At 44.1% G+C, this 26,063-nt stretch carries 22 protein-coding genes; 12 read left to right on the forward strand and 10 right to left on the reverse strand.

Annotated elements, in window-relative coordinates; translation table 11 throughout:
- The first annotated feature begins 39 nt into the window (after nt 1-39).
- The 4 genes from nrdB (at nt 40) to AR383_RS05395 (ending at nt 2,897) form a co-directional block, all read left to right on the forward strand.
- A complete protein-coding gene (nrdB, locus tag AR383_RS05380) occupies nt 40-1,170 on the forward strand; it encodes a class Ia ribonucleoside-diphosphate reductase subunit beta (protein WP_055732220.1) in 1,131 nt (376 codons plus the stop codon).
- Nucleotides 1,170-1,457: a class I ribonucleotide reductase maintenance protein YfaE gene (gene yfaE, locus AR383_RS05385; protein ID WP_055732221.1), complete on the forward strand. Its 288-nt coding sequence runs from the start codon at nt 1,170-1,172 to the stop codon at nt 1,455-1,457. Before nrdB ends, yfaE begins: the two co-directional genes overlap by 1 nt.
- 127 nt (nt 1,458-1,584) lie before the next feature.
- Entirely contained in the window at nt 1,585-2,457 is an 873-nt protein-coding gene (locus AR383_RS05390; RefSeq protein ID WP_055732222.1) for a hypothetical protein, read from the forward strand.
- An 89-nt stretch (nt 2,458-2,546) separates the two neighbouring features.
- Nucleotides 2,547-2,897, forward strand: coding sequence for a DUF3802 family protein (locus AR383_RS05395; protein WP_055732223.1), 351 nt, complete (start codon nt 2,547-2,549; stop codon nt 2,895-2,897).
- A 5-nt stretch (nt 2,898-2,902) separates the two neighbouring features.
- On the opposite strand, the gene AR383_RS05400 is transcribed toward AR383_RS05395, so the two are convergent.
- On the reverse strand, nt 2,903-3,823 hold the full coding sequence (locus AR383_RS05400) for a LysR substrate-binding domain-containing protein (RefSeq protein WP_055732224.1): 921 nt from the start codon (nt 3,821-3,823) through the stop codon (nt 2,903-2,905).
- A 167-nt stretch (nt 3,824-3,990) separates the two neighbouring features.
- On the opposite strand from AR383_RS05400, the gene AR383_RS05405 reads away from it, so the two are divergent.
- The 5 genes from AR383_RS05405 to AR383_RS05425 all read left to right on the forward strand — a co-directional run bounded on the left by AR383_RS05405 (nt 3,991) and on the right by AR383_RS05425 (nt 9,290).
- Complete coding sequence (locus AR383_RS05405) at nt 3,991-5,211, forward strand: pyridoxal phosphate-dependent aminotransferase (RefSeq protein WP_055732225.1); 1,221 nt, start codon at nt 3,991-3,993, stop codon at nt 5,209-5,211.
- Between the two features lie 135 nt (nt 5,212-5,346).
- Nucleotides 5,347-6,639 carry an anti-phage deoxyguanosine triphosphatase gene (locus AR383_RS05410; protein WP_373869462.1) on the forward strand — a complete coding sequence of 431 codons (1,293 nt, stop codon included), beginning with the start codon at nt 5,347-5,349 and terminating at the stop codon, nt 6,637-6,639.
- Nucleotides 6,640-6,856: 217 nt separating this feature from the next.
- Complete coding sequence (locus tag AR383_RS05415) at nt 6,857-7,306, forward strand: CBS domain-containing protein (RefSeq protein ID WP_083481501.1); 450 nt, start codon at nt 6,857-6,859, stop codon at nt 7,304-7,306.
- Nucleotides 7,307-7,733: 427 nt separating this feature from the next.
- Nucleotides 7,734-8,660 carry a dienelactone hydrolase family protein gene (locus AR383_RS05420; protein ID WP_229711100.1) on the forward strand — a complete coding sequence of 309 codons (927 nt, stop codon included), beginning with the start codon at nt 7,734-7,736 and terminating at the stop codon, nt 8,658-8,660.
- A 42-nt stretch (nt 8,661-8,702) separates the two neighbouring features.
- A complete protein-coding gene (locus tag AR383_RS05425; RefSeq protein ID WP_055732228.1) occupies nt 8,703-9,290 on the forward strand; it encodes an acyl carrier protein phosphodiesterase in 588 nt (195 codons plus the stop codon).
- 83 nt (nt 9,291-9,373) lie between these two features.
- On the opposite strand, the gene aceA is transcribed toward AR383_RS05425, so the two are convergent.
- The 5 genes from aceA to AR383_RS05450 form a co-directional block, all read right to left on the reverse strand.
- Nucleotides 9,374-10,684 carry an isocitrate lyase gene (aceA, locus tag AR383_RS05430; protein WP_055732229.1) on the reverse strand — a complete coding sequence of 437 codons (1,311 nt, stop codon included), beginning with the start codon at nt 10,682-10,684 and terminating at the stop codon, nt 9,374-9,376.
- Nucleotides 10,685-11,590: 906 nt separating this feature from the next.
- Nucleotides 11,591-12,295 (reverse strand): phosphate signaling complex protein PhoU, encoded by a 705-nt coding sequence (gene phoU, locus AR383_RS05435; protein ID WP_055732230.1) that lies wholly within the window; start codon nt 12,293-12,295, stop codon nt 11,591-11,593.
- A gap of 24 nt (nt 12,296-12,319) precedes the next feature.
- Nucleotides 12,320-13,138 carry a phosphate ABC transporter ATP-binding protein PstB gene (pstB, locus tag AR383_RS05440; RefSeq protein ID WP_055732231.1) on the reverse strand — a complete coding sequence of 273 codons (819 nt, stop codon included), beginning with the start codon at nt 13,136-13,138 and terminating at the stop codon, nt 12,320-12,322.
- A gap of 27 nt (nt 13,139-13,165) precedes the next feature.
- Nucleotides 13,166-14,821, reverse strand: a complete 1,656-nt coding sequence (pstA, locus tag AR383_RS05445; RefSeq protein WP_055732232.1) for a phosphate ABC transporter permease PstA — start codon at nt 14,819-14,821, stop codon at nt 13,166-13,168.
- A 20-nt stretch (nt 14,822-14,841) separates the two neighbouring features.
- Nucleotides 14,842-17,052, reverse strand: a complete 2,211-nt coding sequence (locus AR383_RS05450) for an ABC transporter permease subunit (protein WP_055732233.1) — start codon at nt 17,050-17,052, stop codon at nt 14,842-14,844.
- A gap of 319 nt (nt 17,053-17,371) precedes the next feature.
- Here AR383_RS05450 and AR383_RS05455 point away from each other — a divergent pair, with 319 nt between their 5' ends.
- Nucleotides 17,372-17,875, forward strand: a complete 504-nt coding sequence (locus AR383_RS05455; protein WP_055732234.1) for a glycine cleavage system transcriptional repressor — start codon at nt 17,372-17,374, stop codon at nt 17,873-17,875.
- Nucleotides 17,876-17,900: 25 nt separating this feature from the next.
- Complete coding sequence (ppk1, locus tag AR383_RS05460) at nt 17,901-19,991, forward strand: polyphosphate kinase 1 (RefSeq protein WP_157051648.1); 2,091 nt, start codon at nt 17,901-17,903, stop codon at nt 19,989-19,991.
- A 28-nt stretch (nt 19,992-20,019) separates the two neighbouring features.
- Here ppk1 and AR383_RS05465 read toward each other — a convergent pair whose 3' ends face one another.
- Together AR383_RS05465 and AR383_RS05470 are read right to left on the reverse strand one after the other, a co-directional pair.
- Complete coding sequence (locus AR383_RS05465) at nt 20,020-20,661, reverse strand: HD domain-containing protein (RefSeq protein ID WP_055732236.1); 642 nt, start codon at nt 20,659-20,661, stop codon at nt 20,020-20,022.
- Nucleotides 20,662-20,830: 169 nt separating this feature from the next.
- Nucleotides 20,831-21,748, reverse strand: a complete 918-nt coding sequence (locus tag AR383_RS05470) for a hypothetical protein (protein ID WP_055732237.1) — start codon at nt 21,746-21,748, stop codon at nt 20,831-20,833.
- A gap of 266 nt (nt 21,749-22,014) precedes the next feature.
- Between AR383_RS05470 and AR383_RS05475 the strand changes: the two genes are divergently transcribed.
- Complete coding sequence (locus AR383_RS05475) at nt 22,015-22,503, forward strand: GNAT family N-acetyltransferase (RefSeq protein ID WP_055732238.1); 489 nt, start codon at nt 22,015-22,017, stop codon at nt 22,501-22,503.
- Here the strand turns inward: AR383_RS05475 and AR383_RS05480 are convergent.
- Together AR383_RS05480 and AR383_RS05485 are read right to left on the reverse strand one after the other, a co-directional pair.
- A complete protein-coding gene (locus tag AR383_RS05480) occupies nt 22,500-23,375 on the reverse strand; it encodes a Dyp-type peroxidase (protein WP_055732239.1) in 876 nt (291 codons plus the stop codon). The two genes, AR383_RS05475 and AR383_RS05480, sit on opposite strands and share 4 nt — an antisense overlap.
- 1,714 nt (nt 23,376-25,089) lie before the next feature.
- A complete protein-coding gene (locus AR383_RS05485; RefSeq protein WP_373869461.1) occupies nt 25,090-26,049 on the reverse strand; it encodes a PstS family phosphate ABC transporter substrate-binding protein in 960 nt (319 codons plus the stop codon).
- Nucleotides 26,050-26,063 lie beyond the last annotated feature (14 nt).

The raw sequence follows: 26,063 nt of genomic DNA on the forward strand, positions 1-26,063 counted from the left end.
CGCGCAACAGCGCACAATGAATTTTTAGGAAAAATGTAGATGAGCTACTCAATTTTTACTCAAAATGCCAACGACGCCACCAAAGAACCTATGTTCTTTGGTCAGCCGGTAAACGTGGCCCGATATGACCAGCAACGTCATGAAATTTTTGAAAAATTAATCGAAAAACAATTAAGCTTCTTCTGGCGTCCAGAAGAAGTGGACGTAAGCCGTGACCGTATTGATTACAATAAATTGCCGCCACATGAGCAGCACATCTTTATTAGTAATCTAAAGTATCAAACGCTATTGGACAGTATTCAAGGTCGTTCACCCAACGTGGCCCTATTACCATTGGTGAGCCTACCCGAGCTAGAAACCTGGATCGAAACTTGGTCCTTCAGCGAAACCATTCACTCGCGCTCTTATACCCATATTATTCGTAATGTAATGGGTAATCCTGCGGCGGTGTTTGACGATATTATGGAAAACCAAGAGATCATCAAACGCGCCAAAGACATTGCGGTTTATTACGACGACTTAATCGAGGCCACCTCTATTTACCATATTCATGGTGAAGGCCAACACGAAATCAACGGCAAGCTGCATAACATCACCGTGCGCGAACTAAAGAAGAAGCTCTACCTGTGTTTAATGTCAGTCAACGTATTAGAGGCTATTCGCTTCTATGTAAGCTTTGCCTGTTCATTCGCCTTTGCCGAGCGTGAGCTGATGGAAGGTAATGCTAAAATCATCAAGCTGATTGCGCGTGACGAAGCCCTACACCTTACCGGCACCCAGCATATGATTAACCTGATGCGTGAAGGCAAAGACGACCCAGAAATGGCCGAAGTCGCCGCCGAATGTGAAGTAGAAGCCTGGCGTATGTTTACCGATGCCGCAGAGCAAGAAAAAGAATGGGCTAAATACCTATTTAAAGATGGCTCCATGATTGGTCTAAACGAAGACATTCTTTGCCAATACGTTGAATACATCACCAATACCCGCATGCAAGCTGTAGGTTTACACCCTTGTTTTGAAGACCACAGTAACCCGATCCCATGGATTAACTCTTGGTTAGTCTCAGATAACGTGCAGGTGGCTCCACAAGAAGCAGAGATCAGCTCTTACTTAGTGGGACAAATTGATGCTAACATCGACATTGATGATTTCGAGGATTTCGAGCTGTAATGTCCAATAACGAAGGCCGGGTAATTGCTGGCGGGATTGAAGTGGTGGTGGATAGCCACCACAAAAGCATTCTAGAAGCCTATGAGCAAGCGGGATTTACGCCTGAATACCACTGCCGTGAAGGTGTTTGCGGCGCCTGCCGCACCACCTTGCTAAAAGGCGAAGTCGAATACCGGCATGCGCCTTTAGCTAACATCCCTAAGGGGCAAATTCTTAGTTGTTGTAGCAAACCCAAAGGCACCATAGAGCTAGCCGAGCAGCCCCCCTTCAAACGGCAAATTGCCTAAACTAGCTTTAGCATTGTTGCCTTAGTCAGCGATGCTTCAACTATACTTTTCAATAAATCCTTTAGTTTTTCCATCAACAACAGATAACTAAGTTACCTGTGTATTTGTTTGCCCTTATGGGATGGCAATGATTATTAGACGTCAACCATTAATAGCAATTAGCCTTAGCCTGCTGCTAGTTACCGCAGTATTGATTGGCTGGAGAATATTCACCCCACCGGAAATCAGCGAAACAGCTATTTGTAGGGCGGCCATTGCCACCCACCTAATGCAGCGTCAACTGGGCGAAATCCAAGCCCTTCCCGAGCAACCTCACCAATACATTAGCGCTAGCCATATCGGTGGAAGCCCCAAAGCACTAGGCTGCCAAGTTAGCGGCCAGCTAGTGAGTATTAGCCAGCAACAGCAAGCCATTGCCAACCTGTATTATCAGCAAAAGGGCCAGCAACTAGCGATTATTGAACCTCGCTCCGCTGCGCCCAACCGAGTCAGGCTATTCACCAATAAGCAACTCAGTTTCCCTAAAGTGCGCCTAGCCAAGCATGATCTGATAACCGGTATTCATGAAATGTACGGCGAAGGTTTTGATACCAATCAGGTAATTCAACAAACCGTTGCCTTAGTGAAAGCCAACCATATTTGTGGCCAATTAGAACGTCAGCAGCATTTAAATTTGTCACCGGTGCCGATGGAAGGTAGCTACCTGAAGCAAGCTCATATACTCACGCCCTATTTAATAAATTTGGTACAACGCTCGCCGCTAGATGTTGAGGAGATGCTTAGAACCAAACAACAGATTGCCGAATTAGAGCAGGCATTTAAACGAAATACGCCTAACTTAGTAAACTGGCTACAACAAAGCGAGAGCACTCGCCCCTTAGATAAACGATTGTTGGAGTATCACTTACGCGATCTTAAACGAGCAAATCCGCGTTTATATTTGCCATCAAACTGTAATCAGGCTTATTTACATTCAGCCGAACTCACACAAACCCTCTAAAGGCTTAACAAATCTACTGGAGGATTGTTGTAATCGGCTTTATTCGATATACACTAAGTATATGAAGACAAAGAGAGGAACATGGCACGATGGTGACTGACAGTGAAGGTTACATTCAACTGATCGGATTTCTAACTGATAATCTGGCGTTGTTTGAACATACTCAGACCCAACAAAATCCATTAACTATTTGTGATTATGTCTCTGAACAGTTATCAGAAAGCGTGATGCTGGTTTGTCGCCAACACGAACACCTTGATAGCGAACACCGCTTCACGGTGATCCGCGAAATTGATGCCATTGTAAACGACCTCGAACAAGTCTTATCTGGCGTGTGGATGTCCAGCCCTACTCAACAACAGCAGCAATTCATTGATGAGTTTGTCGGGCTAATAAAAAACATGTTTGATAACCAGCTATTGGCTGTGGATCCGCTTTAAGCTAATTATTCGTTAATCGCCCGTATACCCTCAAGATGGCTAAAGCAATGCTTGCGAGCGATATCTAAAAAGGCCTCAATGTAGGGGCTATCTTGCTGACTTTCGTGCCTTGCCGCATAGAGATTCTGCCACAAATTACCATCACCTAATTCACGAGTCACGATATAGCCCTTGTTCACATACTCAGTAAGAGCCCAATTAGGCAACACCGCCACACCGCGGCCACTGGATACCAACTGCATCATCATGATGGTCATATCCACTTTGCGAATCGCTAAGGGCTCAACTCCTGCGGGGTCTAACAACAAATTAAATAAATCTAAGCGGTGATTGTCCACCGGATAAGAAATGAGTACTTGTTTGGCAAAATCCTCAGCTTCAATCACCGGCTTATTCACTAGGGGATGATTGGGGCTCAGCGCCAAGGTGGGCTGATAAGAAAATAGTGGAGAATAAACGATACCTTCGGTGGGTTGAGGATCGGAAGTAATCACCAAGTCTAACTGCCCTTGAGCCAGCTCTGGCAAAGGCTCAAAGCTAAAGCCGCTGCTGAAGTCCAATTCCACATCAGGCCATAAGCCACGGTAATTATCGATGGCCGGCATCAACCAGTTAAAACAGCTGTGGCATTCTATAGCTAGATGCAAACGCCCCGCCTCGCCGCCCACCAAGCGGGCTAACTCGCGTTCGGTATGTTGAACTTGATCTAAGACTTGATCCGCCAGCTCCAATACCCGCAAGCCCGCCATGGTAAAACGGGCTGGTTTGGTTTTACGCACAAACAACTTGGCGCCGATGCGTTGTTCCAGCTCTTTAAGCTGATGAGATAAGGCCGACTGGGTCAAACACAAACGCTGCGCCGCCACCACTAAAGAGCCACTTTCTCTTAAAGCTTGCAGGGTTTTTAGGTGTTTGAGCTCTAACATTGTCTGTTTACCTTATCCTGTTCGGTCAATGCGGCTGAATAATGCCCCAGAGTCCTAGAGATGACCAAATAAAAAACCAGAAAAATCGTAAATACTCATCGCAAACACTTGCAAGCATTCACAAAAAGTAAGTTAATACGATTATTGTAAAGGGACCCCATATCATCATGTATCAAATAGAGAAGTCACATAAACTAGACAACGTGTGTTACGACATTCGTGGTCCAGTATTAAAACAAGCTAAACGTCTTGAAGAAGACGGTCATCGTGTACTTAAACTTAATATCGGTAATACTGCCGAATTTAACTTTGAAGCACCAGAAGAAATCTTGGTAGACGTTATTCATAACCTACCCACGGCCCAAGGTTACTGCGATTCTAAAGGCTTATTCTCTGCCCGCAAAGCGGTGATGCATCACTATCAATTACAGGGTCTACGTAGCACTACGCTAGAAGATATCTATCTAGGCAACGGTGTTAGCGAACTGATTGTAATGGCCATGCAAGCGCTATTAAACAATGGCGATGAAATGCTGGTGCCTGCCCCAGACTACCCTTTGTGGACTGCTGCCGTGACTCTTTCAGGGGGGAACCCCGTTCACTACGAGTGTGACGAGCAAGCCGGTTGGTTTCCTGATATCGAAGATATTCGCAGCAAAATCACCCCTCGCACTAAGGGCTTAGTGGTGATTAACCCAAATAACCCCACTGGCGCGGTTTACAGCAAAGAGCTATTACTTGAGCTAGTAGAGCTGGCACGCCAGCACAAGTTGATACTATTTGCCGACGAAATCTACTCCAAAGTCATTTACGATGAAGCTCAGCACATTCCGTTATCGACCCTGTCTGACGATGTGCTCACGCTAACTTTCAACGGCTTATCTAAAGCCTACCGAGTGTGTGGTTTCCGCTCAGGATGGATGTTAGTCAGCGGCCCCAAACACCGCGCCAAAGACTACATCGACGGCTTAGACATGCTGGCCTCGATGCGCCTGTGCGCTAATGTGCCAGTACAACATGCCATTCAAACTGCCTTAGGCGGTTATCAAAGTATTAACGAGTTGATTGTTCCCGGCGGCCGCCTTTACGAGCAACGTAATCTTGCCTGGCAATTACTGAATGATATTCCCGGCGTTAGCTGCGTGAAGCCACAAGGGGCGATGTACTTGTTCCCGAAATTGGATGTGAAAAAATTCAATATTAAAGACGACCAACAGTTTGCCTTAGACTTACTGCAGCAAGAGAAAATCTTAGTGGTACAAGGCACCGGCTTCAACTGGACTCGCCCAGACCACTTCCGCATTGTCTTCCTACCTCGGGTTGAAGACTTAAGCGAAGCCATTGGTCGTATTGGTAATTTCTTAGACGGTTACCGACAAGCCGACTAATACGCTATTCAGCAAAATCAGGGTGCCTAGCATCCTTTTTTTATTGGCTCAGCCCTGAACTACCCGCTATGCAAAGGCTAAAAATTTAGTGTAATGTATAACTTATACTCAGTTGATGGAGCATGAATGAAGCAATTGACTAGCCACGCAGGCACCGCTAGATATGCCGAAGAACAACCCCAACGTCGCAATGACCATCGTAATGGTTGGCAACGAGACCGAGCTAGGATCCTTCATTCTGCAGCGTTTCGCCGCCTGCAAAACAAAACTCAAGTATTAAGCATTGGTAATAACGACTTTTATCGTACTCGCCTCACCCATTCCTTAGAGGTGGCTCAAATAGGCACTGGCATTGTTGGCCATATTCAAGCTAACAATCATCAGCAAGCAGCCTATCTGCCCGAACTGCCTCTAATCGAAAGCTTATGCCTAGCCCATGATATTGGCCATCCACCCTTTGGCCACGGAGGAGAAGTAGCCCTAAACTACATGATGCGCGACGATGGCGGCTTTGAGGGTAATGCACAAACCTTTCGGATCCTCACCAAACTCGAGCCCTATACCCGTGACAATGGCATGAACCTGAGTCGTCGTACTTTACTTGGGGTAATGAAATATCCCTGCTTGCTTGATCAGCTACAACGCCAACCCATGCCGCCAGTAGCAAAAAGCTTTCGCCAGTTGAAAGTGGCAGACTGGACTCCAGCCAAAGGCATTTATAATGATGACCAAGTCTTATACGACTGGGTCTTACAGAGCTTGAGCGAACAAGATCGTGAACTATTCATCAGTCATCGTGATATGGGACAGTCCAAACACCGTAAATCCAATTTTAAGTCCTTAGACTGCTCGATTATGGAGCTGGCCGACGACATCGCCTACGGGGTGCACGACTTAGAAGACGCGATTGTAATGGGAATTGTCAATCGTCAAGATTGGCAAGAGCAAGTAGCTTCTGCCATAGCCGATATTAAAGAATGCTGGTTGGCTGATGAAATTGGTGAACTGTCTGTAAAATTATTCAGCCGTCATCATTACGATCAAAAGGATGCCATAGGCAGCTTGGTGAATGCCTTTATCACCGCGATTAGTCTCGAAGCTCAAGGCCTATTTAGTGACCCACAATTAGACTTGCAAGCCCGCATGGCTCCCCCCATGGCAAAAGCCTTAGAGATCCTCAAGCACTTTGTGCTGCACTATGTGATTCAAACGCCAGAGATTGAAATGGTGCGTTTTAAGGGACAACAAGTTGTCATGGAGCTATTTCAAGCCTTTGCCAGTGACCCTGAGCGGCTATTACCATTAAATACCCGAAGCCGTTGGTTACAAGCTGGCGAGCAAGCCGATAACCAAGCGCGCGTGATAGCCGACTACATTGCAGGCATGACCGATGACTACGCCAACCGTTTGTTTCAAACTCTATTCTAATATCTATTAGCCAATAGCAAGAATGCCTAGGTAACTGGGCTAAATGCAGCAGAAGATCTAGTATTTTGCAAAGAAATTTCGTTTTTTTTGCTCATTTTTATAAGCACGCTACAACTATCAACATCACTAAAAACTGCCGCCAATTAGCTTGATTTTTATCAAGCCTTTTTTGACTAAAAACACTAAATTTAAAGGAGCAAACATAGGAGGCACCGTTATGATTAAAGTAGCAGACATCATGACTACCAATCCCCATACCGCTTCAGCTAGTACCACCTTGGAACAGGCACTGATATTGTGTAAAGAACATAAAATTCGCCACCTCCCGATTGTCGATCAAGAACAGCACCTAATCGGTTTGGTCAGCGACCGTACCTTATTAGCCGCACAAGAGTCTATTCTTAGTGAATTAAATCAGCGACAGCGACGCGCCCATGAGCAGCAAGTCTTACTGCAAGATATTATGCTGACTAAGCTACACACCGTAGATGCCGAAGCAGGCGTTGGCCAAGCCGCCAAACACATAGAACAATATCGTATCGGCTGCTTACCCGTAGTAAAAAACAGAAAGCTGATTGGTATTATTACCGATACCGACTTCGTAGGTGTAGCCATTTCCCTATTAGATATTCTGGCTGAACAGGAGCCTTTTGGTTCTGATCTGTAAGTAATTTTACAACAACAGCTTAAATAACTAGCAATAAAAGCCAATTTAAGGTGAAAAATAACGCAGCCAAAGTAAAAAAATTACAAAAAGGGATTGTTTTGTGAGCGGTGTCACGTTAATATTAAGCCATAAATTGTTAGGCGCTTTCATCCTAGGTGCCGTATTCAGCCGATACTGAATTTGTCGATTTATGGGGCTACTAATCGCCCCTGCTATTCTTAGCAATAGCACGTATTAGTCATTCCTTATGTTTTTTTATCCAGCCTAGCGCTGGATTTTTTTTATCCTAAATCTGTTAAGCGCCGCTTTGGCAAAGCCTAAGTAAATCCGGTTTAACTCTGCTAACATCACGGCTAATAGGGATTTATTTTAGTTTTGGCTTGTTACCACTGAGCAGCGCTTGGTATTTCATTAAGCGCTTCCCCAGATGTATTTTCAACTTGGTATTAACGATGCGCAGTGGCATAACGTTAACCAATGGCCAAGCCCGCTCTATAGCGATAAGGACAATAACACTATGATAATTCGCGCAACGATCATATTCATTGCGTTGCTCAGCTCAGCAGCTCAAGCAAATGAGCAGGGCGAGAATATTAGCTTAACCATGACTGAATCAGGCCTGCTATGGGATAAGCAAATTCAGCTTCAAGCAACACTGTATAAACCCGATGGTAAGGGCCCATTTCCCCTAGTTATTTTCAACCACGGCTCTACCGGCCCTGGACAGATCCCCGCAAGCCTAACGATAAACCCATGGCAATTTGGGCGTTATTTAAAGCAACAGAATATTGCCTTACTGGTTCCGATGCGACGCGGCAGAGGAGGCTCACAAGGAAGCTATAAAGAATCATACAATTGCAGTGTCAACAGTGTTGAAGCGGGTATCAATTACGCTTCACAAAGCTTAGATGCAACCATGCATTATGTGCAGCAACAAACTTGGATAGACCAAGACCAGATTGTCATTGCTGGTCACTCTCGCGGGGGCTTGTTATCGGTGTTATACGCAGCCAAACACCCGCAATGGTTTAAAGGCGTGCTTAACTTTTCCGGCGGCTGGATGGCAGAACAATGCCAAATCACCTCGCCTACCGCTAGTAATCTAGGCTTATTCACTAAGGCAGCGCACAACAATCCGCTACCCCATCTATTTTTGTATGCCCACAATGACCCTTATTACTCGGATGCGACAATAACCAGCTACGTGCAAAGCTTCAAACAGGCTGGCGGCCAAGTGGATTTTCAATTTTATTCTTTAGGCTCATCGGCCGATGGCCACGCGCTATTTCATGAATATGGAGAGTTCTGGATTAATGATGTTAAGCGCTACCTACAGCAACTGGGTTTAATCTAATTGCACAGCACTAATTTTCGCAGCATAGGGTATGCTTAGTTAATGAACTATTTAGCCCACTTTCATATTGCCCAAGTTACAGGCACTTCCATCTCTGGAGCTCTGTTAGGAGACTTCGTCAAAGGCCATGCTTGGCAAAGCTTGAGTACTGACTGGCAAGTGGGGATCTTATTACACAGAAAAGTCGACAGTTTTACCGACCAACAGCTTGCTAAAATGAACGCCTCTGCCTATTTCAGTGCGCCATTACGCCGCTACTCAGGGATAGCTCTAGATGTTTATTTTGATTATTTGCTTAGCCGACACTGGGTGAAATTCAGCCAACAAGATAAGAGCGCATTTATCGAACATTGTTACCTACAATTACAGCAAGCGCCACTTAAAGGACGCCCCGCCTATACCATCGAACACATGTGTCAGCATGATTGGCTGAGCCAGTACGGAGAGTACAAACAGCTAAGCCATACCTTAAAGGCCATTAGTCGGCGGCTGCGTAGACCAGTAAAGCTGGAACTCATGTTCAATGATATAGAGCAACATGGCGCGGCACTTGAAGCCTGTTTTCTAGAGCTTTATCCGCAGCTGCTTCGCTACGCTGAGCAGCAAGTTGAGCACTTAATTAAGACTTAAGTTTTTACCATAAAAACAGCAGCCCGCAGGCTGCTTAAAGGTATCGATTTAGCTTATTATTATTGTACTAAGGGCGGAAAGGCCTAGCTAAATTGCTCTTCTTCGGTTGAACCGGTTAGCGCCGTTACCGAAGACTGACCGCCTTGGATAACATTGGTCACTTGGTCAAAATAGCCTGTTCCCACTTCTTGTTGGTGAGCCACAAAGGTATAACCTCGGTCGGCTGCGGCAAACTCCTTCTCCTGAACCATATTCACGTAATGCTTCATACCTTCGCCTTGAGCGTAGTTATGCGCCAAGTCAAACATGTTGTACCACATGTTGTGAATACCCGCTAAGGTGATGAACTGGTACTTATAACCCATGTCGCTAAGCTCTTGCTGAAATTTAGCTATTGTTTCGTCGTCTAGGTTCTTACGCCAGTTAAACGAAGGCGAACAGTTATAAGCCAGTAATTGATCAGGGTATTTAGCATGAATGGCTTCAGCAAACTTACGCGCTTCTTCCAAACATGGGGTTGCCGTTTCGCACCAAATCAAATCAGCATATTCGGCATAAGCCAAACCACGACTGATCGCCTGATCAATACCTGCACGAACTCTGTAGAAGCCTTCCGATGAACGTTCACCTTCGATAAATTCCGCATCGTAAGGGTCAACATCTGAAGTTAATAAGTCCGCAGCATTCGCATCGGTACGAGCAATCACCAAAGTAGGCACTCCCGCAACGTCAGCAGCGAAACGCGCTGCAACCAATTTTTGAACGGCTTCTTGAGTTGGCACTAATACCTTGCCACCCATGTGGCCACATTTCTTAACCGATGCTAACTGATCTTCAAAGTGCACCCCAGCAGCGCCGGCTTTGATCATATTTTTCATCAATTCAAAAGCATTAAGCACGCCACCAAAGCCCGCTTCAGCATCGGCTACGATAGGTAGAAAGTAATCAAGCCCGCCGTTGGCTGGAGACAAGCCATTTGCCCATTGAATTTGGTCAGCGCGCTGGAAAGAGTTGTTGATCCGCTCAACCACTTTTGGCACTGAATCTACTGGATATAAAGATTGGTCAGGATACATGCTAGATGCTGAGTTATTATCCGCCGCCACCTGCCAACCTGACAAGTAAATGGCCTCGATGCCAGCTTTAGCTTGTTGTACAGCTTGACCGCCAGTCAGCGCACCTAAGCAATTCACGTAACCTTTTTTAGCCTGGCCATTAACCAGTCCCCAAAGCTTTTCGGCACCACGACGAGCGATGGTATTTTCTGGAATGAATGAGCCTCGTAACTTGACTACATCTTCTGCAGAGTAAGGGCGCTTAACCCCTTTCCAACGAGGATTCTCTGCCCAATCTTTCTCTAATTCTTGAATTTGTTGTTCTCTAGTTAATGTCATGCTCAATCCCTCTTATACCCTATTCCTTGATACACCCTAGTTGTATCGCGTATTCACGTAGTTATTTATCCAGCTCTTTGGCTGCTTACCAAGCACAATGCTTGGAAAATATGGCTCAGCACCTTTGCTTACTTATTATTGTCAAAGTCTACTGAGCAAACGTAGGGGCGCCATATCAGCATTATTATTGTTATTGGCTGTGGCTACTGCCCCGTTCTAGCTACGCAGAGCCAGCTGAAATATGACTGACTCTACCGGTCGACAATTAATGGCTGTTTAGTCTGGTTTTATCACTGAACCCTTGGTTACAAAACACACACAATTTATGTAATTATTTTGTATCTGTAACAAGACTTTCAAAAACAAACACCAACAGCGTTAAATATTTTTCATACTGTTAAAGCAACATACTTTTAAACAAATGTTTTAAAAACCCTTCAACAGCCTGTTTTTTATAACACCACCAAAACTAAAAGCAAAGCTTTTTTTAAAGTAATAACTCTAAACTCGCTACATTTGCGCAACATTGGCTTTACGACATAAGTCTAAAAAAGAATAATAATTACGTAATAAAACTACACAATACCGCACAGGTAAACTAAGCGAGTATTTATATTTACCTTTACGTAAACGTAAATAGAATAACAGGGACATAAAAAGGAACAGGCCTGTGTTTTTTATGCCTTAATTAATAAGGCTTTAAAGACATTTTCAAACAATCGTTTAAATTAAAAAAGTAGATACTGAAAGGGCAAAAAATAGCAAGCTGGCGCAGCAGTGGTTATTAAACAAAACTCATTAAGCTCACTGCTCAGACCAGAAAAATTAGAAAAAATTTAATTTTATAAGCTAAAAATACAAAGGCTGGCGAAGCGCCAGCCTTTGTAACAGCGTGAGATTAACTCACTACAGCAATTTTTCTACCTCATCCCCCGCCAAATGACGAATGTCTTTGCCTCTTACAAAGTAAATAATGTATTCGGCTATATTTTGGCAACGGTCACCCACTCGCTCAATGGCTCGAGCTGCGGTTAAAGCATCTAGAACCTGTGGAATAGAACGAGGGTCTTCCATCATATACGTCATTAATTCACGTATTAAACGTTCGTATTCCTTATCAACTTTACGGTCTTCTTGGTGTACTTTCCAAGCGATATCTACGTCCATACGGGCAAAGGCATCTAATACATCATGCAACATTTTGGCTGTATGACGGCCAAGGTGCTCAAGGCTCACTAAAGATGCCTTAATTGGCTTATCCATATTTCGTTCAACCATTCGCGCGATGCTCTCTGCGGCGTCACCGATTCGCTCTAGGTCGGCAATGGTTTTAATCACCGCCATAACAATACGTAAGTCACTGGCGGCTGGCTGACGTTTAGCAATGATACGCGTACACTCTTCGTCGATATCAACCTCAAAGGAATTAACTTTGCCGTCGGTTTTAATCACTTTGTTAACCAACTCGGCATCGGGTCGGTTCAACAGGCTTAAAGCATCGATAAGCTGCTGCTCTACCAAGCCACCCATCGCCATAATTTGATTACGAACATGATCTAGTTCAGCGTTAAACTGACCAGATATGTGCTTATTTACGTTTAAATTATCCATATCTTTTCCTCAGCTACGCACTTATTAACCGTAGCGACCAGTAATATAATCTTCTGTTTGTTTTTTAGCCGGAGTGGTGAACAGCGTATTGGTATCTGCGTATTCCACCATATCCCCCATGTACATAAAGGCTGTTTGGTCTGACACTCGTGCAGCCTGTTGCATGTTATGGGTAACAATGACCACCGTATAACGGCTTTTCAAGTCGTTAATCAACTCTTCAATGGTGAGCGTAGAAATGGGGTCAAGTGCCGATGTTGGTTCATCTAATAATAGCACTTCAGGCTCAATCGCAATGGCTCGGGCAATCACCAAACGTTGCTGCTGACCACCAGATAGGCCAAAGGCGTTTTCCTGCAAGCGGTCTTTCACTTCATCCCACAAGGCCGCACCGCGTAATGAACGCTCTACCGCTTCATCTAATACTCGGCGATCTTTTACCCCTTGTAAACGTAAGCCATAAACTACGTTTTCGTAGATCGACTTAGGAAAGGGATTAGGACGTTGAAATACCATGCCCACATTGCGACGCAAGGCGGCAACATCGACACTCTTGTCGTAAATGTTTTGTCCGTGCAGCAAAATTTCGCCACTGATTTTACAAATATCCACTAAGTCATTCATGCGGTTAATACAACGCAATAAGGTCGACTTACCGCAACCTGAAGGGCCAATAAATGCGGTCACTTGGCCTTTTGGGATCTTCATTGAAACATCAAACAAGGCTTGCTTGCTGCCATAATAAAGATCCAAGTTTTTTACTTCTAATGCGGTTTGTTCTGCACTTAAGTTCGCCAAATCCAATTTCGTATCGCGACTCATTTCAGTATTCAAAGAAATCATGTTTTTTCCTACAAATTTGCCGTTAGCTTATTGGTCTAACGTTTTAAACTTTTCACGTAAACGGTTACGGATTTGAATGGCCGCTAAGTTCAAGCCAATGATTACCGTTACCAATAAAAATGCCGTGGCGTAAACCAAGGGGCGTGCCGCTTCTACGTTGGGGCTTTGAAAGCCAACATCATAAATATGGAAACCTAAGTGCATAAACTTACGTTCTAAGTGAACGAAAGGAAAGTTACCATCTAAAGGCAAGGTGGGAGCCAACTTTACTACCCCAACTAACATCAAGGGAGCGACTTCACCGGCAGCACGAGCCACAGCTAAGATTAAACCCGTCATAATCGCAGGGCTTGCCATTGGAATAACGATACGCCATAAGGTTTCAGCCTTGGTCGCCCCTAAGGCCAGTGAGCCTTGGCGCACGGCGCTGGGGATCCGTGACAAACCTTCTTCGGTGGAAACAATCACCACCGGTAAGGTTAAAATCGCTAAAGTTAAGGCTGCCCAAATCACCCCTGGAGAGCCAAAGGTGGGTGTAGGTAAAGACTCTTGGTAGAACAAAGAGTCAATGCTGCCACCCAGCATATAAACAAAGAAGCCTAAGCCGAATACCCCATATACAATTGACGGAACCCCGGCCAAGTTAATTACCGCAATACGGATCAGCCGAGTAAAGCTGTTGTTACCGGCATACTCATGCAGATAAATGGCGGCAACTACGCCTAGCGGAGTCACAATCACGGCCATCAGCATCACCATGAACACAGTACCAAAAATGGCCGGAAATACGCCCCCTTCGGTATTCGCTTCACGCGGCTCTGAAATCACAAACTTACTGGCTTGATGCACCCAATGGCCAAATTTTTGCAGTACGTTCATGTCGTTGGGAAAAAACACATCCAGCACATTATCCATGGGGATAGTGACTAACTCACCACGCATATCACGAATAATCAGTTGATCACGGCGCGCCTCATCGCGATAACCAAATAATTGCTTCTCTAATACTAAGTATTGCTGATGCAGCTGTTCGGTTTCAGCTTCAATTTCAGCCAAACGTTGCTCAGTCAATTCATTATTGAGCTCATACTTACGCTGCTTTAAGCGCAGGCGTTCAATGCTGTAGTTGATGCCACCAATATCATGACGCTGCAAAGAGTCTGCCTTGTCGATAATATCGTTAGAGCGATCTAACAACTCGAACAACAATTCATGCTGCGCGTCTTGAGAAGCGTCGATGGTTTCTCCATCACGAACAATGCCTTCTACATAACCATAAAAGTTACCGTTGGTGCGACGTTCTACTACCGCTATGCCCTTAGGTTGTTGCTTCGATAAAATTTCATTTTCGGTCAACCAACGGAAGTCTAAACTCACGTATTCACGGTTACCCGTTTTAATTAAGAAGCGCTCAACAAAATCATCATTTAGGCCCTCGATATTAGCGCCTGAGGCTTTCAAACGCTCAATCGGCACCAGCTCGGTTTCATACAACTCACCAATAACGGTTTGCTGTTCACCAAACTGATTCACTTCCATTTCTAGCACTGGGCTTGGCCAAAAATACACCAGTCCGCGTGCTGCAATTAATAGTAATAAGCCAATAACGGCCACCAAACTAATGCTAACTGCACCGGCGGTCATCCATATCCACGGGTTACCTGATTTAAACCACTTTTTCATCGCTTAATTCCCATATCCCTTTATAGCGAGCTGTATTTGTCGCGCAAACGTTGGCGAACAAATTCTGCAATCGTGTTAAATGCAAAGGTAAACACAAACAATACAAACGCTGCTAAGAACAGCACTCGGTAGTGTGAGCTTCCTACTTCTGATTCGGGCATCTCAACCGCGATATTGGCCGATAAGGTACGCATCCCTTGGAAGATACTCCAATCCATAACCGGCGTATTACCGGTGGCCATTAATACAATCATGGTCTCACCTACGGCACGCCCTAGGCCCATCATCACCGCCGAGAAAATACCGGGGCTAGCAGTTAAAATCACCACTTTAGTTAAGGTTTGCCATGGCGTCGCTCCTAAGGCCAAAGAGCCGTTACTCAAGTGCTTAGGCACCGAGAATATGGCATCTTCTGCAATCGAGAAAATCGTAGGAATGACCGCAAAGCCCATGGCTAAGCCCACCACCATCGAGTTACGCTGATCGAAGTTAACGCCCATTTCATTGGTCAAGAATAGCCGCGCATCACCATCAAACATCCATAGCTCTAATAACGGGCTAAGCTCTATACAAACCCAACCAATCAGCAATACCACAGGAATCAGTACAATGGCATCCCAGCCTTCAGGCACCCATTGACGTACCTTTTTCGGCATCTTCGACCAGCAGTAAGCACTTAATAGAAAACCTATGGGTAAAAACAACATAATGGCAATTACACCCGGTAGGTTGTCTTCAATTAAGGGAGCGAGCCATAAGCCGGCAAGAAAACCCAAAATTACCGTAGGTAGGGCTTCCATAATTTCAACGGTAGGTTTAACCACCTTACGCAGCGGCGCCGACATGAAATAAGCGGTATAAATGGCCCCAGCTAAAGCAATTGGTGCGGCAAATAACATGGCGTAAAACGCCGCTTTAATGGTACCAAAAGAGATCGGCACCAAACTTAGCTTCGGCTCAAAGTCATCACTGGCAGAAGTTGATTGCCATACAAATTGAGGCTCCGGGTAACCCTCGTACCACACTTTGTGCCACAAGGCGCTCCAAGTCACTTCTGGGTGCTCATTCTCTACATGATAAAACTCTAAGCCTTTATCAGTTTGGCTTAACAAACCACTGGCACGAGGAGAAAACGCTAAGGAGCTGCTTAAACCGTCAGTGGCTTGGCGAACCAAGTGACCACCACCAGTAGTATGGAACAAAGAAATTGAGCCATCTTGAGCACTCACAGCGAAGCCTTTTCGATAGTACTCTACGGCAATTTCATTCACTTTAGCGCCTGCGTCAAATTCACGGATTTGAGTCAACTTACGCACGCCGTCTTTAGCCACATCAAACCACTGGCTGATCTTGCCGTTATCATTTGCCACAATCAAAGAGCTAGCACCCGTTAACAGTGCTAAGTCTGTCACCTGAGCGCCTTTATTGTTCACAAAATCAACCGATCTCAATTGAATATCTTCAATATCAGAGATGTCATAGTTGGCCAGTTGATTACCGTTGCGAATATATAAACGGCGCAAATCCGGAGTAACCAGGATTTGGTCAATACGCTTAGGTAAACTAGGAATATCAGCCGTTTCCGGCAACCATTCTATAGATTCACTAAACATATCCTCTTCGGCTTCATAACGGACTAACAAGCCACGACCGTCTTCGGTAATTGCCGCCACTACCGCCGCATCTTCTTGGCGTTCAAAAGCCAATTTAGCAATGGCCTTTCCTTGTGGATCAATTTCCAGTGCTTGTTCACCCATGGGGAACTTCACTCCCGGAGTAATTAAGCGTTGGTCATTGGGGTAGCTCACACTGAATTTAGGAGCAATCACATAGGCCTTACCCTCACTAGTGCCATAAATAACCGAAGCTTGGTTAGGCACTGTGCGGTCTGACGCAGTAATATCAGCCTCAAGCTGATAATCTTCAAAACTACGATTTTCCGGGGTTAAGCTAAAAAAACGTAAACGGCCATCGGCGTTAAAGCGATAAGCGATTTCGTTTTGCTCCTCAACACCAATGGCTACCGTAGCGCTGCTCTCTTGCAGCGGAATCACCTTGGTTTTATCTAAACTAGCGCCATAGAAAATAGGCGCAACTACGTACAATAAATAGAAGAAGATTAAGATCAACGCTAAAAGCACAACAATCCCGCCAGCACTTACGCTGTAACGGGTTAGTCGATCCTTAATTAAGCGTTGAGCACTACTATTAAATGACACTGACTGCGTCATATATCCCTCACAATTTAATAGGTCTGGCGCAAGTATATGGCAGTTTTATGACAGTATTGTTACAGGGTGCAATACTAAAAAAAATGTCATCAAGATGAGGGATTAGAAACTGGCTTCGCCTATCATTAGCAAAGCCATATTACATTTTTATGTATCTAATATTACATTAAAATTATATTGTATCGAGGCACCTTAAGTGCTTCTAAAATAAGCCTAAAGCGCTTCCTTATTTGGCTAAAGCTATGCATACTTTAAAGTCTTAGTTTGAGCCTTTAACACGTATACAAACACGCTAAGCTATCGGTTAAGGAGTAACAAGATGAAACAACTAGTGATCAGTGTCATTGGCAAAGACCGCCCGGGCATTGTTGACCAATTATCGGCTATTGTTTTGCAACACCAAGGTAACTGGTTGGCGAGTAGCCTTACCGAATTAGCTGGACAGTTTGCTGGTATCCTTCATATTGAAGTTCCCCCGGAACAAATGGCAGCACTCAGTCATGAGTTAATGCACCAAGCAGATTTACTGGTCAATATAGCCGAAGGCGCAGACGCGGCAGCGCCACAAAATAAACAGGTGGCGATTACGGTTACCGCCAACGATAGAAATGGTATTGTACAAGAGGTTACCCAAGCTTTAAGTAACTTAGGCATTAGCCTAAGTAAAATCCAAACCCATGTAGATAGTGCTCCTAATTGGGGCGGGCTTATTTTTAGCGCCAAGTTGCTCGTTCCCTGCGACAGTGAGCAGCAACTCATCACCATTCAGGAAACCTTAGAATCTTTAGCCGACGATTTGATGGTCGATATTGAGCAAGATTAATTTATTTAGTTGTTACAGGTGAATAATGAGCGACAGTCTGTATATAGAAAAAGAGTTAAGTTGGCTTTCGTTTAATCAACGAGTTCTACAAGAAGCCCAAGACACCTCGGTTCCAATTATCGAAAGAGTCCGGTTTTTAGGTATTTTCTCCAACAACCAAGACGAATTTTATAAGGTTCGGGTTGCCGCCTTGAAGCGACGAGTCATCCTTAATGAAGTAAAAAACAAAGATGATGGTTCGATTAAGTTGCTCAATGATGTTCAAGCCAAACTCGCTGAATTGCAGGATGATTTTGATGCGACTTATCGGGATATTATTCTCACTCTTGCGCGTCGCAATATTTTCCTAATTAATGAGGACCAACTCAGCGATAACCACCAAATATGGGTAAGAAAATTCTTTAAAGATAAAGTATTGCGCCACATTACCCCCATCGTACTAACCAAGCGTACCGACCTAGTTAAATTCTTGAAAGATGAATACACCTATCTTGCGGTAGAAGTGTTAAAGGGTAGCAAAGAAGACCACTTATTGATTGAGATCCCCACAGACAGCCTGCCGCGCTTTGTGGTACTGCCCCCCGATGGTTCTAAAGCGCGCAAGACCATGATCATTTTGGACAATATCATTCGCTTTTGTCTAGATGATTTACTGCGCGGTTTCTACGAGTATGATTCGGTTGCAGCCTATTCGATTAAAATGACGCGAGACGCCGAATACGACCTCACCGATGAGGTTGACCAAAGCCTATTAGAAAAGATGTCTGAAGGCATTAAACAGCGGCTCACCGCCGAGCCGGTGCGCTTTGTTTACGACAGAGAAATGCCAGCGAGTATGGTAAAACGGCTGAGTAAGATGCTGCATATTTCAAAGCTTGACCATAGTATCAGCGGTAGCCGCTACCATAACTTTAAAGACTTTATCGCGTTTCCCAATGTGGGAAGAAAGTACCTAGAAAACAAAAAATTATCGGCGCTTAATTGCCGCGACTTTGATAGCTTTGATACCATTTTTGATGCCATTAGCGCTCGTGATATTTTACTCTACTACCCCTACCATAAATTTAGGTATATCTCGGAGTTTGTTCGCCAAGCCTCCTTTGACCCTAAAGTCATCAGCATTAAAATCAACATTTATCGTGTAGCCAAAAAGTCGCATTTGATGAATTCTCTGATCGATGCCGCCAACAATGGCAAACGAGTAACGGTAGTGATTGAGCTACGAGCCCGATTCGATGAAGGTGCTAATATTGAGTGGGCACAATTGCTCACCGACGCGGGCGTGAAAGTGGTATTTGGTGTCCCCACACTAAAAGTGCACTGTAAGCTACTTCTTATTACCCGTAGAGAAGGCGAGCAACGGGTCACCTATAGCCACATAGGTACTGGTAACTTTCATGAAAAAACCGCCAAAATCTACACTGACTTTGCTCTATTCACCAAGAATCAAGAAATTGGCCAAGAAATTGAAAACGTATTTCGTTTCATTCAACAGCCCTATCGGCGCTTTAAGTTTCAACATTTAATTGTCTCCCCCAACGATACGCGGCGTCGTTTGTTCAGCTTAATTGATTACGAAATTAACCAAGCTAATGCTGGGAACCCAGGGGCGATTACCATTAAAGTCAATAACTTGGTCGACAAAGGTATCATTACGCGGCTTTATGCGGCCAGTAAAGCTGGGGTGAAAATCCGCATGATTATTCGCGGTATGTGCTCACTAGTACCTGGCCTTGAAGGCATTAGCGACAACATCAAAATTATCAGCATTGTCGATCGCTTCCTCGAGCATCCACGAGTATTTCATTTCCATCATGGTGGTGAAGAACAAGTATATATCGCCTCTTTTGACTGGATGACGCGCAATATTGAGGAGCGCGTCGAAGTCGGCGTTCCCATTTACGACCAAGAATTGAAGCAACGAGTGATTGACTTGCTGGAACTACAATTCGCCGATACCACCAAGGCGCGCATCATCGATGCCAAACAGCAAAACCTTTATGTAAGCCGTGGTAATCGTCGTAAGATCCGCTCGCAAATTTGGACCCATGACTACTTAAAAGCCATAGAATCGAAACCTCGCCGCAAGATAGTAGTGGAAGGCGACAACGAGTAATAAATAAAAAGGCCGCAACTTTGCGGCCTTAATCGTTCATCGGTTCAAGCTCTGAGCCTAACTGGGCCAGATAACTGCGCATAAAATCACTGCGCCGCTTAGCTTCCCGTTTCGCCGCTTCAGTATGCAGACTATCGCCTATCAGTAGCAGCTTAGTGTAGAAGTGATCTAGCGAATAAGCTTGATCATCAGCCGCGCGCCGCTGACAAAATGGGTCTTGGCTATGATAAAATGGCCTACCGAGTTGGCTGCCAACTTGAATACAGCGAGTAATGCCTATCGCCCCCAAAGCGTCAAGGCGGTCAGCATCCTGTACCACCTTTGCTTCAAGCGTAGTTGCCACCACATTGCCACTGTAACTATGGGCGGATATCGCATGATGAATTGCGGAAAACAACCGAGGCTCGTATCCAATCTGCTTCAAGAAATCCACCGCCTTATCCGCGGCCCATTGTGCAGCCATATGCCGTTGCGGATGGCTTTTATCCAAACTCACACAATCGTGCAACCATGCGGCGGGTTCCACAACAGCCAAATTCGCCTGTTCTTGTTTAGCCAAAGACACCGCCAATTTAACCACCCTTTGAACATGATCTAGCTGATGAGCAGCATCAGCCTTGGTCTGATCTAACAAAAAACCTGAACAAGCCTGAGCTAAAGTCTGATCCATAATGACTCCTTTACAGCAGCACCTTGCTCTTAACAACAATAAGCTAGCGCTTCAATCTTTGGGATAATAAACAGGCTTAAAGCTTAGCTCAATCAAGCCTCAGTTCGAGAAAGGGTACAGCAACAAAAAAGCAGCCTCAATGGGCTGCTTTGCTCGTTTAAAGGTGCTACTACAAGCGGCGGCGCGACAAGCGAGAAATAACGCCACCGAATATAGCGAGAATAATAATGCCTAAAGTACTAGGCTCGCTAACAACCACACTTGAATCGGCTGGATCACGCGCCCATACACTCAGATGAGAAATACCTTGTGGATTGTTATTTCGATTTAGAAAATCACCTGTATATAAGCTACCAGACAACTGATAAGGGGTTAAAAAGTTTAAACCCGGTTCGGTGTCAAAAATATCTACAAAATCAAAATCATAGATAATAAAGCTATCACCCACCTTAATAGAGAAAGCCAAGTGGTCGAAGGTGGCTTCACCTAATAACTGCTGTACTTGTTCGATAATGTAAGGGTCAGTTTGAATCACCCACTCCACTTCAGTACAGTCACCTAAATTACCACCGACACAGGTAAATGACATGTCTAATAAAGCGTCGATATCTAGAAATAAGCCATCGGGAACCACTGGGCCAGATTGGTCGTAATTTACGTTTAAGTCTTGATCAACATCGGCTAATTGGATCCAACCAGGGTCATCAGCTACGCCGAAAGGCATGTCATCTAGGTTTTGTAATTCATCTGGTTCGATAAAGAATAAACTATCACCTGGACCATAGGAGGTGTTCAATAAACCATCGCCGTTCTGGCCAATATTAATCACCGGATCACTGGGGTCATCATTACCATCAAACACCAAACAACTGGTCGCATCGTAGGGTCCATTCACCAGTAGTTCACCAGATAACACAACACCGTCTGCAGGATTAGCAGCAGCGCTCACTTCTTTAATGGAAGTGAGCTGGGCATATTCAGGATTACAGCTAGAACTCACATAATATGCGATTGGTGTCGCCCAAACTTGGCCAAATATACCAACGGCGAGTACTGCCGTTATAATCCGAAAAAGTTTAGCAAACATAACAACCTTCTTAGTATGACTATGGCAATTAAATTTAATTACCAATTTTGTATTATATAAGAAAAATATGCACAAACTAAGCCAATGAAAAATTATTCTTTTATTTCAACAAATTAACCTTTAAATCAAATATATTTAGCTCGTCAATGTAAAAATTTTCGACAAAAAGAAAGAGAAGCGGTATGGCTACAAGTTGTGGTTTAAGCAGTAGAGCGGCTAACTATCACTTGCTAAACTACAGCAAACCTCTGCAAACATGAGCAAACATGTCTAATAAGATCTACTATTTACAACAATCAAACGTCGAGCAAATCAACAGTAAACCGCTACCAAGCACCATTCAAATAGAAGAAATTAAACAACATCAGGCCTCGGCAAGTAGACAATTCTACCTCGAAGTTGGCCAACATTGGCAATGGAATGATAAACGTCAGTGGTCTGAGCAAGATTGGAACAACTACACCCAGAGCAAAACATTAAGAACCTTTGCCGCCTATCAAGACCAGCAATTTGTGGGTTATTTTGAACTGGAAAAACACGCTGATGAGAGTGTTGAGATAGCTTACTTTGGCTTAGCTAAACACTTTCTAGGCCAAAGAATTGGTGGAGGATTACTTAGCCGCTGTTTGTATAGTGCCTGGCAGTGGCAAGCGAGTCGCGTCTGGGTACATACTTGTGATTTAGACCACCCCAGCGCCTTAGCCAACTACCAAGCGCGCGGGATGGAACTGTATAAAACCGAATGTGACAGTTAACTTAAACGCGATAAATCTAAGTTCTCACCGTCTATCGCTGGGCACCAGTAATAGCCGGTAGTTAAAGGACGACTAAATTGAAATAAGCCGTCCTCAATACCATCTTCAAGGCCCAGCATCCGTTTTAGCTGTACTTCAAAAGGATATAAGCTGCTGGCAAAACAAACGAAATTAAGACCACAGTCCTGACCTTTAATCCAAGGAAGACTACGACGCAACATAAAGGCTTCAGGACTAAAACTTTCCTGCGCAGTACGCCGTACATGGGCATAAGCCGGTGATTCAGGAAATTCAACGTTATCGCTTTTTCTGCGGCCAATAATATCATCTTGCTGCTGGTTAGAGAGACTATTGAAGTGATCTAGCTGATGTTGCCATTTTTGCACTGCCAACATCGTTGAGCCCGCAATGCCTTTATCTCCGGTCATCGCTACAACCTCTGGAGCCTCTGTTTCATCAGGGTTTTCGGTGCCATCTTCATAACCGGTTAAATCACGCCCTTTGCGATGACAAAAGCCTTCAAGTTGCTCATTTAAACTAAAGGTGGGTAACAATGTCGCTAACCATTGCTGTACGCGTAGCATCACCACACCGGGGTCGCTACCACTCACTCTTAACCACAAATCATCTTGATTGGCGGGACTAATACGGTTTATGCCCTGAATACTCGATGCAGCTTTAACACCTGGGATGTCTGCTTTCAGCTGAGCCAATAAGGGCTGGCCAAAGCCCACTACGCTGTCATCTATCTGATAAACCTTTGGCAGCTCAGCAAGACATGTCGCTAGAGAAGCGGGGTTAACCAGACTAAAGCGCAAAAAACTTGCATAGCCATGTTCTGCTTTAAGGATTAAAGGTTGGATTAAAGACATAAATTACTCTCATGTAACAAAGATTGTTAAGCAGTATAAGCAATTTATTGTTGAAATTATTTGATAAGAAGTAAATTAAAATGTAATCAAATCAACGAAAAATGCCTGATGCTATTCGCTATCAGGCATTCTAAAACATTTGACTCATAGTGTATTCTCGCTCAGTTTACTGTCGCTTTCCTCGAAAGCTAAGTGCTAAGCCCACATGTTCAAATGTGAGGATTAACGGTGAATGTTATTTGAATCAGTCGCCTTATTGTAGCCAGCTGCTTTAGTGAAATAATACGTGGTATATAACGAACCAAAGTAATCAAACATAGTCTTGCTCCTAAGTAACTTTATTGTGTGACCCAAGTCACAAAACAAATATTAATGTGATACAGATCACATTGCAAGCCTAATTTTGATATTTGTTTAAAAATCACTCAAATGCTTCGTCCTTATTCAGTAATACGCTTTAACTAGGCTCTCGCCAGAGCCGAAAAATCACCCGAACATTAAGAAAACAACAAAAAGCGCCTGAAAGAAGATTTCATTTCAGGCGCTGCTGGTAGATTGTTTCATCAATGGTGTCTCGAATACTATTTAAGACATGTTATACATAGCCATTTGGCTTAAAGCTACGGCCTCGGCTTTTGGCCCCTTAGCTTAACGGTGAATGTCTTTAGTTGGCTGGTTATTAAAGCGGTATTCATCCGCCTTGTTGATGTAGTAGGACATATATAGTGCACCGAAATAATCAAACATAGTCTTACTCCTAATTCTTTTAAACGTGACACAGGTCACATTTAAAATCTAACGTGACAAAGATCACATTGCAAGTTTTTTTACATAAAAATCAAAGATAAAGTTCTAGTAGGTTTGCGAGTAAAGATAGCTGGGAAGAAGACGAGGAAAAGAAAAGTGCCTGAAAGAGAGAACTCGTTTCAGGCACTGAGGTTAATTTGATCCATTACATTTATCTCTGTTGTCGTTTAGCCTGCTCTACGCATCCGAAACGAACAATAGTTGATAAAGCTGAACCAATGATCGGATGAAGAACCATATACCCACCTATAGTTAGTAAGTCTAGCGGTGGATATCTTTGCGTTTTTCGCAATAGAAGTTGTAATCATCAGCTTTCTTAAAGTAATACGACGAATAAAGTGCACCAAAGTAATCAAACATAGTCTTGCTCCTAGTTACTAATAGTAAATGTGCTTTGGAACTACCGTGATCCAAGTCACACTTACAATTTAGTGTGAGCGGCATCACATTTCAAGTGACAATTTGATTAAAATCAAAATTCGCCAGAATCTGTCGCTGAAAAGATTTTCAAACACTCAGCAATGTAATAACTCACTACTTTTATTGCACATCCAGCATAAATAACTAGTTTGATTAGCATGACCAGACAAGAAATAAAACACATTAAAATCAACAATATAGGAACCAAACCTCTAACAAGACCGTAGCCTTAGCTATTAGTAACTAGCCTGCGATAGTTAATCAAACTGCTGACATCTCATCAGCATTGGTAGAATTCGGCCTTCTGCTGCACTCGTTAGACCTTGGATCAAGCAAGCTTTATGTAGGCCATCGGCTAGCAAGCTTAAATAGTGAGAAGCCTAAGCGCTGCGCAGCTCAGTGGTTTAACTCTATGAAAGATTTACGGCTTGTAAATAAACAAAACCCCCGCCTAGGCGAGGGTTGGGTTAAAAGCAGGCAGAAGCAATTATAGAGAAATGCCAGCTTTTTCTAGGTCAGCCATTACCACTTTAGCAGGTAGTGGAACATAACCATCTTTAGCCACGATACCTTGACCTGTTTTAGACAGAATCATTTTGATGAACTCACGTTCCATTGGTGCTAAAGGCTTGTTTGGGTGCTTGTTAACGTAAACGTATAAGAAGCGAGATAGAGGGTATTTACCGGTAGCAGCGTTATCTAAGCTAGCTTCGATGTAATCATTACCTTTCTTAGCCAAAGCAACAGCTTTCACACCAGAAGTTTTGTAACCAATACCAGAGTAACCGATTGCGTTTAGCGAAGAAGAAACTGATTGAACAACAGAAGCAGAACCTGGTTGCTCGTTTACAGAGTTCTTAAAGTCACCCTTACATAAGGCTTTCTTCTTAAAGTATCCATAAGTACCCGATACTGAGTTACGACCGAATAATTGAATATCTTTGTCTGCCCATGAGCCGTCTAGGCCTACTTGACCCCAACGCTCTGCAGGAGCACTTTCACCACACTTAAGAGTTGAAGAGAAGATAGCATCTACTTGAGCTAGGCTTAAACCTTCAATTGGGTTGTCTTTATGCACGAATACTGCCAATGCGTCGATGGCAACACGAATAGCGGTTGGCTTGTAACCATAACGCTTTTCGAAAGCTTCAACTTCTTTGCTCTTCATTTGACGGCTCATTGGGCCAAACTGTGAAGTGCCTTCAGTCAAGGCTGGTGGAGCAGTAGAAGAGCCCGCCGCTTGAATTTGAACGTTTACGTTTGGATATTCACGTTTGAACTCTTCAGCCCACAAGGTCATCATGTTGGCTAAAGTATCAGAACCTACAGATGAAAGGTTACCTGAAATACCAGTGGTTTTTTGATATTCAGGAAGCTTGGCATCCAGGCCAGCAGCAAGCACGGTAGTTGTTACTAATGAAGCAGAAATCGCTACTGCACTAAGCATCTTTTTAAATGTCA

Source organism: Agarivorans gilvus (assembly GCF_001420915.1).
In the GTDB taxonomy this organism is placed as follows: domain Bacteria; phylum Pseudomonadota; class Gammaproteobacteria; order Enterobacterales; family Celerinatantimonadaceae; genus Agarivorans; species Agarivorans gilvus.